Below are 16111 nucleotides of genomic sequence, written 5' to 3' on the forward strand. Positions count from 1 at the left end.
CGGCCCCGCACAACATTGAAAGAGGGTTGCCATGTCCCGGACACGTATCCTGTTCACCCTTGCCGGCCTCGCCGCCGTCCTGCTGGCGTCCGCGTCCGTCTACCTCTATCGGGAGCTCGATCGCGCCAACGACAGCCTCCGGGCGGCGCGGACGTCTTTGGAAGACACCGCCGAGACCCTGCACCAGACTCGGGCAACCCTCGCGGATGCCGGCACGGCCCTCGCCGCCCGGTCCGCGGCAAACGGCCGGCTCCGGCAGGACAACGCCGCCCTCCGGCGAGACAAGGCCGGCCTCCAGTCCGACAGGGACGCCCTCGCCGGCTACCTCAACGGTGCCCTGCAGCGGAACGCCGCCCTCGCCGACGACCTGCAGGCCGCCGCGAATGCCCACGCAGCGCTTCAAGGGGAGTTGGTCGCGGCGGAGTCGCAAATATCGGCCTTGTCGGGGGAGAAAACAGAGGTGGAAGGTCTGCTCGGAGAAATGACCCAGCGGTTCGAGGCCAGCGACGCCGGCTACACCGCCCTCCAGGCGCAGCACCGCCGCCTGCGGCAGGCGGCCGGCGACGTCACGGAGCTGGAAACCCGTGCCGGTGACCTGCGCACTGAGATTGCCGAGCTGGAGGAGCGTCGCCGCCCGCTATTCCTCGCCATGCAGCGGCAGCAGGTCGAGGGCTTCCTCTGCACCGGCAGCATGGAGCCGGTGCTCACCTGCCTCGACACGGCCACGTGGATGCGCGACTTCGCCCCCGGGGAGATCGTCGTCGGCGCCGTCATCAACTACGACAACAGCGCCTGCTGGGGCGATGCGGCCGTCGGAAGGACCGCTCACCGCGTGGTCGACATCCAGGTCGTCGACGGCGTCCACCACTACTGGCCCAAGGGCGATGCCCACGCCCACCCCGATGGCTGCTGGGTGCCCCACACCGCCGTCAACGGCTACATCATCGAGTTCCACAAGAACACCGTCCCGGCCAACGCAGAGCTGCGCGACAACGTCAACGCAGCGCTGGCCGCCTACACCACCGCTTGGGAGGCCTACCTGGACGCCATCGAGGCAAACTGCGGCCACCGCGAACCCCACCGCTGCAGCGTCTCCCTCACCACCACCCTCGGCCAGCAAGCCCAGTCCCTCTGGCGAGTGGCCGAGGCGGCCTCCGCCTACTACAGTTGCTGGTACGCCAACGCAACCGCCTCCCAATACCCCGGCCACATCCCCTACACCTGCTAGCCGCCCCACCCCCTCCATACCGGCGAAGGCCGGTATCCAGGCGGGGCGCGGGGCACCCTTTCCCCCCCACTAACATCCCCATGCCGCCAACCTCGGCCCGAATCAACTACAATCCCCCCATGCCAAACGTCCTCCGCAGCCTCCCGCTCCTCGCTGCCGCGTGCGCCGCAGCCCTCCTCGCGGCGTGCGGCCCGCCCGGCGACACCCCCACGCCGACGCCCACCCCGGCGCTCACGCCCACGGCCACCGCCGTCACCACGCAGGTGCCCGAGGTCGTGCCCACGCCCGACGCCGCGCCGTCGCCCGTCCCCGTCCCCACGCCCACGCCCGACGTCACCCTCACCCCCACGCCCGCTCCCGATGCCCCAACCGGTACGCCCGTGCCCGTGCCAGTCCCCACCGTCACGCCCATCGCCGCCGCAACCGTCATATTCGATTCCGACGCGCTGATCGCCTTCGAGCTTGACCCCCTCATAGCGCTCTACGAAGCCACCGGCGGCGACAACTGGACCGACAACACCAACTGGCTCAGCGACGAGCCCCGCGGCACATGGCACGGCGTCACCACCGGCGACGACGGCCGCGTCACCGAATTGGTCCTCGATGGGAACAACCTGCGCGGGCGGATTCCCGGCGCGTTGGGCGCCCTCGAAAAGCTGACCCGCCTGTCGTTCAAGGGCAATCAGCTGACCGGGAGCATTCCGCCGGAACTCAGTGACCCTACCGGCCTGAAGGTGCTGAACTTGGGGCGCAATCAGTTGATCGGGCAAATCCCTCTGGAGCTCGGCTCCCGCACGAGCCTGACGGAGCTTGACCTGCATTCAAACGAGTTGACCGGCGAGATCCCCGTCCAATTGGCCCACCTCGCCAACCTCACCCACCTGAGGCTCGGCGGCAACGATCTGACCGGCAAGATCCCCGTCGAACTGGCCACCCTCTCCAGCCTGACCGAGCTGGACCTCATGGGCAACAATCTGACCGGCGAAATCCCCGTCGAACTGGCCACCCTGACCAACCTGACCCGTCTGTCCCTCAACACCAACGATTTGACCGGTTCAATCCCAACGGAACTTACGGCGTTGTCAAACCTGCAATTCTTGTCCTTATTCGGCAACAAGTTGACCGGCGGCATTCCAGCGGAGCTGGGCGGCATGGCCAGCCTGGTGGACATCAACCTCTTCGATAACCAACTGAGCGGGACCATACCTCCGGAACTCGCCAACCTGTCCAACTTGGAATCCCTGCAGATTTATCAGAACCACTTGACCGGCAATATCCCGCCGGAGTTGGTAAGGCTGTCCAATCTGGAAGTCCTGACAGTGGATAGCAACCGGATGAGCGGGACCATCCCCCCGTTTCTCGGGGAGATGTCCAGCCTCAGGTGGATTAACCTGGCCGATAACCAGTTCAGCGGGACCATACCGCCGGAGTTGGGCAACCTGCCCAATCTCGAATACCTGAACGTCGTCTCAAATCAACTGGTCGGCGCAATCCCCCACGAACTCACCGGCCTGTCGGGTTTGAAATATTTCTATTTCTACGGCAACGATGGCGTCTGCGTTCCCACGGACGCCGCCTTTCAGGCGTGGCTGCGCAATATCCCGGCTAGGTCCATCAACATCCAAGCCTGCATGCCTGAGGAAGTAGGCCCCTCGTCGCCCTAACTCCCCCCTACTCCTTGTACCCCGGGTCCTCCCGGTCCAGCCGCCGCAGCAGCCACACCCTCACCCGCGCCATCCCTCTCCCCGCTACCGTCATTCCCGCCCCCCACACCCCCTACGCCTCCATACCGGCGAAGGCCGGTATCCAGGGGCGAGGGGCACACCCTCCACCAACCACCCCACCCACCCAAAGAAAAAGGGCCCCACCCGTCGTTCCTGCGAAGGCAGGAACCCCGACAAGCGGAAACCCTTTGACTCACACCCACCTATTTATGCAAGGGACCACCGAGAGCTACCTACTCCTTGTACCCCGGGTCCTCCCGGTCCAGCCGCCGCAGCAGCCACGCCCACTCCAGCGCCGCGTTCGCCCCGTCAAACAGCGACGCCGTCTTCTCAATCGCCTCCACCGGCGCCTGCCGGATCGCCTGCCCCGTGCTCTGCGCCAGCACCTGCACCTTGCACGCCAGCTCCAGCATCCACATCCGCGTCCACGCCTCGCCGACGCTGCTCCCCACCGTCAGCAGCCCGTGGTTCCGCAGGATCATCGCGTTCTTGTCGCCCAGGTCCGTTACCAGCCGCTCCCGCTCCTCCACGTCCAGCGCCACCCCCTCGAACTCGTGGTACGCCACCCGGTCGTGAAACTGGTACGCCTCCTGCTGCAGCGGAACCAAACCCTCCTCCAGCGTCGACACCGCCATCCCGTACGGCGTGTGCGTATGCATCACGCACGACACGTCGTCCCGCGCCCCGTGGACCGCCGAGTGGATCACGAAGCCCGTGTAGTTGATCCGGTGCTTCCCCTCGTCCAGCACGTTCCCGTCCATGTCGATCTTCAGCAGGTTTGACGCCGACACCTCGTCGTACCCCAGCCCGTACTCATTGATGAGGAACTGCCCCTCCGCGTCCGGCGCCCGAGCGGTGATGTGGTTGTAGATGAGCGTCGTCATCCCGAAGTGGTGCGTCAGCCGGTACGCCGCCGCCAGCTCCACCCGGGCCCCCCACTCCCCCGCCGAATACCCTCGATTCCTCTCCGCAGACGCCGCCATCGCCATCTCCTCACCGTCGTGCCAAACTGCCGTCAGCCTGCCCGCGATTATACCCTCGCGCCGCCCCGTCGTTCCTGCGAAGCCTGTCCCGTACCCCGATACTGGGGCGGGAACCCCGGCGAACGCACACGCCCGTCGAAGCCTGTCCTGAGCCTGCCGTAGGGGGCCTCTGGAAGGCGCCCCCCTACGCCCCCCGCAGCGCCGTCAGCCGCCCCTCGACGTCCTCCGCTTCCGACGCCAGCCGCTCCCACTCCGCCCACAGCGACGCCGCCTCCGCCTTCAGTGCCCGGTACTCCTCCCCCGACGACGCCACGCGCGCCGGGTCCTTGTACAGTTCCGGCCGCGCGAACGCCGCCTCCAGCTCCGAGATCCGCCCCTCCCGCTCCCCCAGCGTCGCGTTCACCCGCTCGATCGCCAGCGCCAGCCGCCGCGCCTCCGACGTCAGCGTCCGCCGCTCCACCTCGTCGTCGCTGATCGGCTTCCCCGTCCGCGTCCGCGCCTGCCCCCGCCCGTCGCCGGCGGCGCTCGACGCGCCGTTCCCCCGCGCCCCGTTCCCCCGCGCGACGCCCTCGCGCGCGCCCGCCTCCGACTGCTTCCGCCACAAATACCCGTCGTAGTCGCCCGGGTACACCGTCGGTCGACCGCCGTCGATCTCGATGATCTTGTTCGCCGCCTGCCGGATCAGCGTCCGGTCGTGCGTGATGAAGCAGATCGTCCCGTGGTAGTCCCCCAGCGCGTCCGCCAGCGCCTCCCGCGACGCGATGTCCAGGTGGTTCGTCGGCTCGTCCATCAGCAGCAGGTTCGTCGGCTGCAGCAGCAGCTTCGCCAGCGCCACTCGCGCCTTCTCGCCGCCGGACAGCACCCCAATCGGCTTCTTCACGTCGTCCCCGCTGAACAGGAACCCGCCCAGGATCGTCCGCAAATTCTGCTCGGACGCCCGAGGCGCCGCCTGCATCAGCTCGTCGATGACCGTGTTCCGCGCGTTCAGCAGCTCCAGCACGTGCTGCGCGTAGTAGTTCGTGACCACGTTGTGCCCCGTCTTCCGCTCCCCCGCGTCGATCGGCTCGACCCCCGCCAGGATCTTCAGCAGCGTCGTCTTTCCGGCCCCGTTCGGCCCCACCAGCGCCACCCGGTCCCCCCGCTCCAGCGTCAGCTCCATCCCCCGGTACACCTCGACCGCCCCGTACGACTTGCCCACGTTGCGCAGCGATATGACCTCGTTGCCGCTCCGGGGCGGCGCCGGGAACGAGTACCGCACCTTCCTCGTCACCCGGGGCAGCTTGATGATCTCCATCTTCTCCAGCTGCTTCAGCCGGCTCTGCACCTGGCTCGCCTTCGTCGCTTTCGCCCGGAACGCCTCCACAAACCGCATCTGCTTCTTGATCTCGCGCTGCTGCCGAGCCGCCGCCGCGCGCTTCGTCTCCAGCGCGCTCTCCCGCGCCACCAGGTACTCGTCGTAGTTCCCCACGAACAGCGCCACCTCGTCCTGCTCGATGGCCAGCACCTTCGTCGCCGTCTGGTTCAAAAACGCCCGGTCGTGCGACGTGATCACCACCCCGCCCCGAAACCCCGACAGGTACCGCTCGAACCACAGGTTCGCCTCCAGGTCCAGGTGGTTCGTCGGCTCGTCGAGCAGCAGCAAATTCGGCTTACGGAACAGCGTCCGCGCCAGCCCCGCCCGCATCACCCACCCGCCGCTGAACTCGCCCATCGGCCGAGAGAAGTCGCTCGTCTTGAACCCCAGCCCTGACAGGATCGCCTTCGCCTCGTGCTCCCGGTCCTCGCCGCCCGCCGCCTCCAGCGCCTCGTCGAGCTCCGCGAGCCGCTCCAGCAGCTCCCCCTGCCGCTCGATGTCCGTCTCCGACGCCAGCGCCTCGTGCGCCTCCGCGATCTCCGCCACCAGCGCCTTCGCCTCCGCCCGCGCCGCTAGCACCTCGTCCAGCAGCGCCTTGCCGCTGAACGACTCCGGCTCCTGCCTCAAATACCCGACAGTCACCCCCCGCCGCCACGAAACGCTGCCCGACTCCGGCGCCATCTCCCCCGACAAAATATCCAGCAACGTAGTCTTCCCGGACCCATTGGCCCCCACCAACGCCACCCGGTCCCCACCATCAACATTCAAAGTAAGCCCGCTAAAAAGCGACCTATCCCCAAACCCCTTCGATATGTCAGAAGCAAATAACATCACACAAATCCCAACCCATCATACTATCCCCACCACCCCCAGTCGTTCCTGCGCAGGCAGAGCCTGCCCCCGCGAAGGCGGGGGAACCCCGACAAACCCACCCACGTCACGAACTCCGTAGGGGCGTTTCGCGAAACGCCCGTCCCGCCACAGCGGGAACCGCCCGTCATTCCTGCGCAGGCAGGAATCCAGAGGGGCAGGGCCGCGGGGAGTCCTCTCACCCTAATCCCCCTGCAACCCCCACTCTCCATACCGGCGAAAGCCGGTATCTAGGGGCGCGGGGCACGCCATCCACCAGCCCCCTCGCCCTCCCCACCCAACGCTACCGTCATTCCCGCGCAGGCGGGAATCCAGAGGGGCGGGGCAGCGGGGAGTCCCTTCCCCCTCAGGGGGAAGGTTAGGATGGGGGAGTCCCCGTCCACAATAAGCCCGCCGAAGAACCCGCCAACCCCAACTCTCCATACCGGCGCAGGCCGGTATCCAGGGGCGAGGGGCACGCCATCACCCTACCCCATCGCCCTCACCACCCAACATCACCGTCATTCCAGCAAGAGCGGCTTTCCGAGATGCCGAGGGAAACTCCAAGACAAATGTTTCAAAGATGACTTGCGCCGAGAGAGTTCGCAACTGTATCGTAGTCAATTACACCAACTTGAATTGTGTAGTTCTTCAGGTAATCACTTACTGCATTTGAAGCAAGTAGCACTTGTCCGGTGTGAATCTCTTTTGGATTTGCAAACATGCGAGACTTACTCAAGCAGACACCGCGTTCACCTTTGCCCCATGCGGACGACAACGGACGCACAATGGCATTCCCAACACGCCGGGACTATTTGCAGCAGTTGAAGCATCATGACCTAATCGCAAGCGAAGCTGAATTCATTGCTGACGACATCCTTACGGAAGCAGTTTATCTTGATTGGCTCCTGCGGCCACAGGTAGGATGCGTCTTCGCACAACTGCTTGCCCGCCCCATCCATCGAACGGGGTTTATGACAGTGGTCGCTCGTGGATCCAGCGGCGCGGGCAAGCCCATTGAACTTGCCACTCAGATTGCAGACCTCGCAACAGAAGCCGTGAGAGATCCCTCAACCGAGGCCCTAACTGTACTGTTGCCTCAGGTTCTGGATGACCAGAGTTTAGCGACGTTGGCTTGGGAACTTGGAAACAAGCCAGGATGGAAGACTGAGTTAAATCGCCGTTGGCAAAAGGGCCTTGTGCTCGTTGGGCTCAGGGTCGAGATTAAGGAAAAGGTCTTTGCCGAAACGTTGGGTATGGGACCGTTCCCCACGTTCCCAACCACGCGCCAGAGCCCAGTCACTTCTCTAGAGATTAGGACAGACCCTAAGCGTGCAAAGCGGAGTAAATTGTCACGGGGTTACCTTGCGGCGCATTTGGCCGACATACCTATAGATTTCCTAACCAATGAAGAGTTTAGGGTTCGATTCAGCACTCATACCCCCAAACTAAGAAAGAGAATTCTTGGAACACCTAGCGACCAGCGTGCGAAGGCCGGAGTAACTTATACTATCCAAGCTCCCATCTGGGACGCCCTCAAAGGGCAATACTCTTCGCAAGTTGTAGCTGGGGACTAGGTTGGCTCACAGCTCGTCGCACTCCGCGAGCTGTCTTGTGCATCTCCATGTCCTCATCAGCTAGTGCCTCCAAGATTGCCCAATTGCGTTGCCGGATTAGCTTCAAGAGCTGTTCCCCTGCAATCCCATAGATATCGGCCGCAGCACGGCGCATTCCCCGAGCGCGCTTCTCCAAGGCAGGTGTGCTGGGGATTCTTGTCGGGGCACCATCGCACAAGGCCGCTAAGGCCATAAGGTCGGGATCAGGAATGCCCAAGCAACAATCGTAGGGATCAGAAACTGCGTACAGCTCCAAGTTGTCTCGGTGCGTCTTGGGTTGGGCTAGTGGGTGATGGTCTATTGCAATGAACTGTATGTCAGGATGATTGTCGGCAACCTCAAGCAAGTAATTGAGTGATTCTTCAGGATTACCAAATCTGAAGGCGATGTCGACAACGACGACCACGTCATAGCTGGTGAGGTCAATGCCCCTTAACCGCTTCCAGAACCAATAGTTCTGCGTTACTGAAGACACAACTTGAGTGACTTCAAGTTCCCTTTGGATCAAGTAATCGCGAGTCTGTTCAGCGGCAAGATGGCCGTCTGCATCGCGATGACCAAAAACAACTGCGTTATGGATTGAGGGAGCGAATCCGACCTCTATTGGCCTTGGCGGCCTTTTGGTCGAATTCGCTTTGGTGAACGCCACGTAGAATCCTCTCCTGTTCCGGCAAAGAGCATCATCTGCGGACTTGGCTCTGTCACCATGGCATTGGCTGGTTCTAATGAACCATCTTTTCGTATGTGTTGCACGTCGATTCCGCGTTCAGACAATTCTCGAGCCAAAAGTGGATCGCGGTGACATCGCGCCGGATTTTCTTCTGTACACATGAGTACAAGGCGAAACTGTTCACTTAAGTCCATAACTTGCTCGATAGCCCTTTTGAACTGTCGCCTCATGGCGACGCGTTCATATACAACCCTACCACGTTCGTAAAACTCATCCTCTGGTGGGTGCCCACCCAAGTCCGGCAAATGCTCATACTGGATACGGGAACCAACTAGCCGCTGACTCAACCTGTCGGTATTAAAGTGTCTAAACCGGCTGTACGGTTTCGACCTAACATCAATCAAGAGCTCTATCCCGTGGCCAGCAAGCAACGCGTCGAACGCCTCCGCCGACTGATTGGAGTGACCAATTGTAAAAACGGTTGTCACGCAGAGTTTCCTGCAACAGGGCTGTGGCCCCTCGGTCTCAAGCCAGTTACTTGTCTAGTCAGAATATAGTAGCACAACGCACCCCCCCAACCCTGACACATCCCCCTTGCCCCTAACCCTCCCCCCTCCCTACCCTCCTCCCATCACACACACGGGAGGACACCAATGCCGGACCCCTTCAAGGACCTCGAAAAGGACCTCACCGCCATGGCCCTCACCGCCGTGACCGCCGCCCAACACCGCGAGCCCGACGCCGGCGAAGGCGCCCCGGCCTCCCCCAACAAGGGCGGCGCACCCATCGGCAACCAGAACGCCCGCACCCACGGCCTCTACTCCAGGCGGCTCACCCCCGAGCAGCAGGAGGTCTACGACAACGCCAGGCGCGCCTACGCCCTTGTCGAGGAGGTCGCCCTCCTGCGCGTCAGGCTCGACGACCTCCTCGCAGACCCGACCTCCGACCCCAAGCTCATCCTGCAGACCATGACCGTCCTCCACCACATGGCCCGCGCCGACGATCGCATACGGTTCGGCCCCTGAGGAGGGGGGTGTTTTGCAAAAAAATTGCCTTGTAGCTGAAATGCGACACTTCCCCTACAAAACAAATGCGAAACAACCTCGGCCGCAGCTACGGGCCATCCAGCGACGAATCCAAACAAATGGTGGAAGCGCCCGCACCGCGAGCGCACGCCAGCCACGGCATCACAAAGAGGGAAATCACACCAAGGAGGGACCCCTGAACACCCAGCGCTCAAAGCCCGGCTCGCTCGCCAACCCTGACGCCGTTGCGGCAACCCTCGTGGCTGCCCGCGACCGCCGCGCCCCTACGCCCCCGGCGTCTCGTCGGCGCCCGCCCGCAGCGTCGACAACCCGTACCACAGCCGGTGTACCGCCGTCACCGTCGCCAGCACCGCAATCACCGCCACCGCTATCGTCAGGAACCCCGTCACCAGCCCAACCGCCAGCGCCACAACCCGCTCCGGCCGCGTCATCAGCCCAACCGCCCGCGGTGACCCCAGCGCCGTCGCCCGCGCCACCACGTAGCTCACCAGCAGCGACCCCAGCAGCGCGACGAACGTCAGCAGTGCCAGCGTCCCGTCGTCCGACTCGACCGCCAGCCACAGCACGCCGAACAGCACGACCCCCTCAGCCGCCCGGTCGACGACCGAGTCCAGCAGCGCACCCGCGCTCGACGCCTTCCCGCTCATCCGCGCCACCGCCCCGTCGATCGAGTCCAGCCCGCCCGACACGATCAGCATCAGCCCGCCCCACAGCAGCCAGTCGATGGCGATCAGGTACGCCGTCACCCCCGCCAGCGCCAGCCCGATCAGCGTCACCGCGTTCGGCCCGATGCGAGCCCATATCAGCGCCCGCGCTATCGGCTCCTCGTAGTACCGCGCGACGGTTGCCCGCAGCTTCGCCCGGTCTATCTGCACGTCACCATCGCCTACACCGCCGCCGTCGCCGGCCGGTTGCCCTCAACCTCTTCCCGCACGGCCTCGTAGTACTCCAGCACCTGCCCGGCCACCCGCTCCCAGCGGAACTCGTACGCCCGCCGCTCCCCAAACGCCCCCATCGCGGAGCGCATCGTCGGGTCCTGGATCATCCGCTGCAGCGCCTCGGCCAGCGCCTCGTCATCCTTCGGCGGCGCCATCAGCCCCTGCATCCCGTCCTCCATCACCGTCGCGAACCCCTCCAGCCGCGACGCCACAATCGGCGTCCCGGACGCCATCGCCTCCAGCAGCACAATCCCAAAGCTCTCCTTCCCCGTCGCCGGCGAGCAGAAGATGTCCGCCGTCCGGTAGAACCGCACCAGGTCCTCCTGCGACACCCCGCCCAGGAACTCGACGTCCCCCAGGCTGTGCTCGCCCAGCACCCGGTAGCTGTCCTTGTCCGGCGTCCCCGGCCCCACCACCAGCAGCCGCAGGTTCGGGAACTGCCACTTCAGCCGGCTGTAGGCCATCAGCAGGTACTTCAGCCCCTTCCGCTTCTCCATCCGCCCCACAAACAGGATGTTCACCTTCCCGTCCAGGAACTGCGGAAAGGGCTCCACCCCCTCGTGGTACCGGGAGATGTCGATGCCGTTGGGGATCACCCGGTAGTCGCCCGGAAAGTGCCGCTCCACAAACATCTTCGCCAGCGGAGACACCGCAATGCGCCCGTGCAGCTTCCTGAACCAGTGCCGCAGCGGCGGCGCCGCCCACGGGTAGATCCGGCTGTGCCCGTGGTACGCGTGGAACGTCCCCACGTTGATGGTCTTGGAGCAGTGCAGCGCCAGCCACGGCAGCAGCGGCGTCAGCGGCTCATGCACGTGCAGCACGTCGAACTGCTCCCGCTCCAGCAGTTCCCGCACGTTCCGCAGCAGCCACGGCGACAGCGACAGCCGCGCCACCGACCCCCCAGCCGGCACCGGCACCGGCACGCCAAGCCGCACAAAGCGGTCGAAGGGAAGCGCATCAGCCGGCTGAGAGGAAGGCGCAATGATCCAGGCCTCATGCCCCTGGCGAATGAACTCCTGCGCCAGCTGCTCTATGTGGACCGTAACCCCGCCCGGAAAGGCGAAGTCATACGGGGAAACCAGGGCTATCTTCATACACACCCCAAGGGGTATCACAACGGGAAGGCAACGTGAACACGCGCATTGTAGCAAAAGCCCATCGCGCGCAAACAGCCCCGACGGCCTGCGTCCGCCGTCAAGTAGCGCTCGCCCTTCAGCCCCTGACACCGGTTCCTTGCGGGTAAGGATCTGCTTGACCAGAATCTTCTACAGGTGGCTCACGGGAAGGTGTTTCCTGCCGGGGTGAATGCCGCCGTTGCCACACCAATTCCACGGGCGCAGGAGGTCTGCGGCAAATGTGCGGCCGTTAAGTGGCTGGGTCGGCTCTACCGCGCGCGCCGCGGGGACGCTGATGGCGGCGAAGAATCCCCCCGGAAGTCCGGCGCGGCAATCTCTAGTCCCATGACGAATGTGTCGTCCTTCAGGCGGGAAGCCAATGGGGGAGCCAGTTCATCGTCAGGCAGCATTGTGATTACAGTAGGGAGTCTGGCATTATGCCTGTGTACCAACAGTTGGTAGAGTTTTTCCTTGGCCCACGGCGTTGTGGCCTGGGAGCCCAGGTCGTCGAGCACCAGCAGCTCCGCGCCCTTCACCCGCTCAAACAGTTCGTCGTATGTGATGGGGCTGTTGGGCCCAAAGGTATAGCGCAGGTGGTCCAGCAGCTCGGGGACGAAGGCGAAGAAGGCGGGTTGTCCCTTCCGCATCCGGTCGTTCCAGATCGACGACGCCAGATGCGTCTTGCCTACGCCCGTCCTCCCGACCAAAACGAGCCAGGATCCTTCTGGATGATCAGCTATGTTGACCGCCGCCGCCAGCGCCGCCTGCAGCGACTCTCGTTGCCGCGAGTTCGCGCCGTTGCCCGCGACCGAGAACGCGTCGAAGGTCATCGCCCGCATCTGCTCCGGCAGCGATCCCAGCGACCGCCCCGTCGAGGAGCGGGGCAGCGCCAGCGTGTGCACCTCCCCCGGGCCCGATCCCGGGCCCGCGCCCGCCCCGGCCAGCCGCGTCTGGAACCGCTCCTCCAGCGTCTCCAGCGGCGCCGCGAGGGTGACAACCGTCGGCAGCTCCAGGTTGTAGCGGTGGTTCAGCACCTGGAACAGCTTCTCCTGCGCCCACGGCGTAGACGCCTGCGCGCCCAGCCCGTCCAGCACCAGCACCGGCGCGTTCCGCACCTGGTCGAAGAGGAGGTCGTAGTCAGTGTCGCTGTTGGGCGCATACGCCGACCGCAGGTGGTCCAGCAGGTCCGGCGCGACCATGAAGAGCGCCGGAGTCCCTGCCTCGACGGCCCGGTGCGTCACCGCCGCCGCCAGGTGCGTCTTCCCGCACCCGCTCGGCCCCGCGAACACCAGCCACCCCGTCGGCGACTCCGCAAAAGCCTTGGCGGCCTCGACGGCCGCGCTGAACAGCCGCCGGTCGTCCGGGTCCTCGCTGCGCCCTTCCTCGTCCAGCGTGTCGAAGGTGAAGCGCGCCAGCACCCCGAGGTTGCTGTACCGCAGCAGCCGTTCACGGCGCTCCTGCGCGCCCTCCTGCTCCCAGCACGAGCACGGGTCGATGGAGCCCCATCGAGGGTGCCCAAAGGGCACGTCGACGCGCACCCACCTTGTGTCGTTGCACAAGGGGCAGACAGGCGCCTCTTCCTCCTCCGGGCTATCGTACGGGGCGCCGGACGATCTCGCTTGCTCGAACCGCGCCAGCACGTCCCCCAGCCGCTCCATCTCCTCGGCCATCATCCCTCCACCGCCGCAGCACAACCTCCACGTAACGCAGGCTGCGGGCGTTATTCACAACCGCCTCCGCAATCGCCTCGGCTATCCACTCCGGCGGGAATTCAGTCTCCATGTCCTTCAGCCGCTCGGCCGCCATCGGCGTGATGCCCCCGATGTTCTCCTCGTACAATTTGAACAGGTTGGGGCGGGGAGCAGCCTCAGGGGCGGGAGCGGGATCCCACGGCCCGACGCCGTCGTCGCGCCAGCCGCCCCGCCAACCGGCCCCCGCCGCCACCGCGCGCCGGTTCGCCGCAGTGTCAAGACAGTACCCCGCCCCAGCACGCAGCAGCGCCCCGGCCTCCACCGCCTCCGCCAGCGCACGCTCCGTGACGACGTCGTCGCCGCCCAGGCCGAGCACCGGGTCCGCCGCCAGCTCCGCCGCCGTCACAATCGAGGGCCTCCCCCGACTCGTAGGAGCCGACTGCTTCCGGTGCAGCACGAAGACGGCCCGCAGCGCGCACCTCAGTGACGTCACATCCGTCACCCGCTCCAGCAGCGGCCCGAAGAGCGCCGCCGGCACCGGCACCACGTCTGGCGACCGCGCCGCCATCACGAGGGCTCCGGGCGGTCCGTCAGGCTCACAAACTTCGCCAGCCTGCTCTCGAACCGCAGATGCAGGGAACCCAGCGCTCCGTGCCGGTGCTTGGAGATGATCAGCTCCGCGATGTCCCGGGGGTACGGCTTGTCCACGAACCGGGATTCCCACTCCTCCTGCGTGAAGTTCATGTCCTCCCGGTAGATGAACATGACCACGTCGGCGTCCTGCTCGATGCTCCCGCTCTCACGCAGGTCCGAGAGCTGCGGCCGGTGCGAGGGCCGGTTCTCCACCGCCCGGCTGAGCTGCGACAGCGCCAGCACCGGCACGTTCAGGTCCCGCGCCAGCGCCTTCAGCGAGCGTGAGATCTCGCTCACCTCCTGCACGCGGTTGGTGTTGCCCCGCGTGTCCGTCCCCTGCATCAGCTGCAGGTAGTCGACGATGATCAGGTCGACGTTCCGCTCCAGGTGCAGCCGCCGCGCCTTGCTGCGCAGGTCCATGACCGTCAGCATCGGCGTGTCGTCGATGTAGATGGGCAGGTCCGAGAGCACACCGGTGGAGTCGACGATGCGCTGCTCCTGCTGCTCCGAGTACAGATGCTGCCGCAGCCGGTAGCTGTCGACGCCGGACTCCGCCGCCAGCAGCCGCTGCCCCAGTTGGTCGCGGCTCATCTCCACGCTGAAGATCGCCGACGTCGCCCCGTAGCGCGCCGCGTTCCGCGCGACGCTCAGCGCCATCGCCGTCTTGCCGAGGCCCGGCCGCGCCGCCAGCACCAGCAGGTCGGAGCGCTGCAGCCCGCCAAGGATCTGGTCGAGGTCCGAGAACCCCGTCGGCACCGGCGCCGAGCTCAACCCCAGCGGCCCGGACGTGATGCGCGCCGATTCCTCCAGGTACCGGTCCAGCACCTCCCGGATGTGGACGAAGTCCCGGCCCGCGCCCGCGCCTCGCAGCCGGAACAGCAGGTCCTCCGCCCGGGTCAGCGTCTCGTCTACGTCCGAGCCGTTCTCGTAGCCGAGGCTCGCGATGCCCGACGCCGCGTGGATAAGCTGACGCATGACGCTTGTGCGCCGCACGATCTGCGCGTAATACTCGACGTTGACGGACGTCGGCACCGTGGCCGAGAGCTGGCTCAGGTACTCGTACCCGCCCGCCTCCTCCAGCCGGCTGAGCCGCGCCCTTTCGTGCCCCAGCGTCGCCAGGTCGATCGCCTCCGGCCGCTGCGAGAGCTCCAGCGCAGCCTCGTAGCACCACCGGTTCCGCTCGCGGTAGAAGTCCGCGGGCCGCAGCACCGGCGTCACCTGGTGGATGGCGTCGCCGTCGATCAGCAGCGCCCCGATGACCGCCTCTTCCGCCTCTATGTCGTGGGGGAGAATCCGTTCCGCGTACACCATTGCTCTATCCATTGCGAACATATATGCTATACTACACCATGCACACAAGTCCGCTGAAGGTGACGTGAGAAAGGACAAGGATAAGGGGGCAAGGCCGTCCATTCCAGCATGCGAAATGCAAGTTTTGAGCAGTCTCCTCGCCTGGCAACCGAGGTGTTCTACACAAAGCAAACGGGCCCACATTGGGGCCCGTTCTAATGCTCGATTCGCGGTCCGTTTTACTCGGGCTTGTCCTCTACTTCTGCTTCCTCAGCCGCGTCCTCCGCCTCGGCTTCTTCCGCCTCTTCCTCCGCAGCGTCCTCAGCCTCAGCCTCGTCCTCCGAGACCTCGTCGACCGTCTCCGCGTCCTCGTCGGCGCCCTCTTCGCCCTCAGCCTCCGGCACGGCGGCAAAATACCGCCCCGACGCGTCCTCGACCACCACCGTCACCGTCGGGATCAGGTCCATGTGCAACCGCACCGGTACCTGGAAGGTGCCCAGGTCGCGGATGGGCTCCGTCAGCGAGATGATCCGCCGGTCGATGTCGTGCCCCACGGCGTCCGTCAATACCTGCGCTATCGCCATCGTCGTGATGGACCCGTAGAGCCTGCCGCCCTGGCCGGAGCGGCCCTTGAGCGTCACGCTCAGCCCGTCCAGCAGGTTGGCGACGCCCTGCAAGTCCGAGGCGTCACGGGCCCGTTTGGCCTCAGCCGCTCTCTTGATCTTCTCAATCCGCTTCATCTGGTCCGCCGTCGCCGGCGCAGCCAGCCCCTGCGGGATCAGGTAATTGCGGGCATACCCACCGGACACCGCACGGATGTCGCCCGCCAAATGCTTGGGCGGCACGTCCGCCAGAAAGACCACTTGCACGCGCACAGGAGCACCTCACGTTTAAAGTGAACCTAACAAGCGTACCACAGCAAGGCCGGAGCGTGAAGCCGAGCTATGGAGGAGCTTGGCTGGGCGGCCGGGAGA

General features: G+C 65.3%; 14 protein-coding genes. 4 read left to right on the top strand and 10 right to left on the bottom strand.

What is annotated here, in order from left to right; translation table 11 throughout:
• Positions 1 to 31: 31 nt before the first annotated feature.
• Together OXC99_10660 and OXC99_10665 are read left to right on the top strand one after the other, a co-directional pair.
• On the top strand, positions 32 to 1228 hold the full coding sequence (locus OXC99_10660) for a hypothetical protein (protein ID MCY4625443.1): 1197 nt from the start codon (positions 32 to 34) through the stop codon (positions 1226 to 1228).
• Positions 1229 to 1347: 119 nt separating this feature from the next.
• Positions 1348 to 2892 (top strand): hypothetical protein, encoded by a 1545-nt coding sequence (locus OXC99_10665; protein ID MCY4625444.1) that lies wholly within the window; start codon positions 1348 to 1350, stop codon positions 2890 to 2892.
• 293 nt (positions 2893 to 3185) lie between these two features.
• On the opposite strand, the gene OXC99_10670 is transcribed toward OXC99_10665, so the two are convergent.
• Positions 3186 to 3935, bottom strand: a complete 750-nt coding sequence (locus OXC99_10670; protein ID MCY4625445.1) for a class II aldolase/adducin family protein — start codon at positions 3933 to 3935, stop codon at positions 3186 to 3188.
• A gap of 184 nt (positions 3936 to 4119) precedes the next feature.
• Positions 4120 to 6120, bottom strand: a complete 2001-nt coding sequence (locus OXC99_10675; GenBank protein ID MCY4625446.1) for an ABC-F family ATP-binding cassette domain-containing protein — start codon at positions 6118 to 6120, stop codon at positions 4120 to 4122.
• Between the two features lie 833 nt (positions 6121 to 6953).
• Here OXC99_10675 and OXC99_10680 point away from each other — a divergent pair.
• Entirely contained in the window at positions 6954 to 7715 is a 762-nt protein-coding gene (locus tag OXC99_10680) for a hypothetical protein (protein MCY4625447.1), read from the top strand.
• On the opposite strand, the gene OXC99_10685 is transcribed toward OXC99_10680, so the two are convergent.
• Together OXC99_10685 and OXC99_10690 are read right to left on the bottom strand one after the other, a co-directional pair.
• On the bottom strand, positions 7675 to 8403 hold the full coding sequence (locus OXC99_10685; protein ID MCY4625448.1) for a hypothetical protein: 729 nt from the start codon (positions 8401 to 8403) through the stop codon (positions 7675 to 7677). The genes OXC99_10680 and OXC99_10685 overlap by 41 nt on opposite strands.
• On the bottom strand, positions 8355 to 8912 hold the full coding sequence (locus OXC99_10690) for a DUF488 domain-containing protein (protein MCY4625449.1): 558 nt from the start codon (positions 8910 to 8912) through the stop codon (positions 8355 to 8357). The genes OXC99_10685 and OXC99_10690 overlap by 49 nt, the downstream gene beginning before the upstream one ends.
• Before the next feature lie 165 nt (positions 8913 to 9077).
• On the opposite strand from OXC99_10690, the gene OXC99_10695 reads away from it, so the two are divergent.
• Entirely contained in the window at positions 9078 to 9449 is a 372-nt protein-coding gene (locus OXC99_10695) for a hypothetical protein (protein MCY4625450.1), read from the top strand.
• 284 nt (positions 9450 to 9733) lie between these two features.
• Here OXC99_10695 and OXC99_10700 read toward each other — a convergent pair whose 3' ends face one another.
• The 6 genes from OXC99_10700 to rplI all read right to left on the bottom strand — a co-directional run bounded on the left by OXC99_10700 (position 9734) and on the right by rplI (position 16012).
• A complete protein-coding gene (locus OXC99_10700) occupies positions 9734 to 10345 on the bottom strand; it encodes a CDP-alcohol phosphatidyltransferase family protein (protein MCY4625451.1) in 612 nt (203 codons plus the stop codon).
• 11 nt (positions 10346 to 10356) lie between these two features.
• Positions 10357 to 11502 carry a glycosyltransferase family 4 protein gene (locus tag OXC99_10705; GenBank protein ID MCY4625452.1) on the bottom strand — a complete coding sequence of 382 codons (1146 nt, stop codon included), beginning with the start codon at positions 11500 to 11502 and terminating at the stop codon, positions 10357 to 10359.
• 290 nt (positions 11503 to 11792) lie between these two features.
• Positions 11793 to 13193, bottom strand: coding sequence for an ATP-binding protein (locus tag OXC99_10710; GenBank protein ID MCY4625453.1), 1401 nt, complete (start codon positions 13191 to 13193; stop codon positions 11793 to 11795).
• Complete coding sequence (locus OXC99_10715) at positions 13114 to 13782, bottom strand: DnaD domain protein (GenBank protein MCY4625454.1); 669 nt, start codon at positions 13780 to 13782, stop codon at positions 13114 to 13116. The genes OXC99_10710 and OXC99_10715 overlap by 80 nt, the downstream gene beginning before the upstream one ends.
• Positions 13782 to 15170 (bottom strand): replicative DNA helicase, encoded by a 1389-nt coding sequence (gene dnaB, locus OXC99_10720; protein MCY4625455.1) that lies wholly within the window; start codon positions 15168 to 15170, stop codon positions 13782 to 13784. The genes OXC99_10715 and dnaB overlap by 1 nt, the downstream gene beginning before the upstream one ends.
• Before the next feature lie 206 nt (positions 15171 to 15376).
• Positions 15377 to 16012, bottom strand: a complete 636-nt coding sequence (gene rplI / locus OXC99_10725; protein MCY4625456.1) for a 50S ribosomal protein L9 — start codon at positions 16010 to 16012, stop codon at positions 15377 to 15379.
• Positions 16013 to 16111 lie beyond the last annotated feature (99 nt).

The organism is Chloroflexota bacterium (genome assembly GCA_026713825.1).
Lineage (GTDB): Bacteria > Chloroflexota > Dehalococcoidia > Lucifugimonadales > UBA1127 > UBA1127.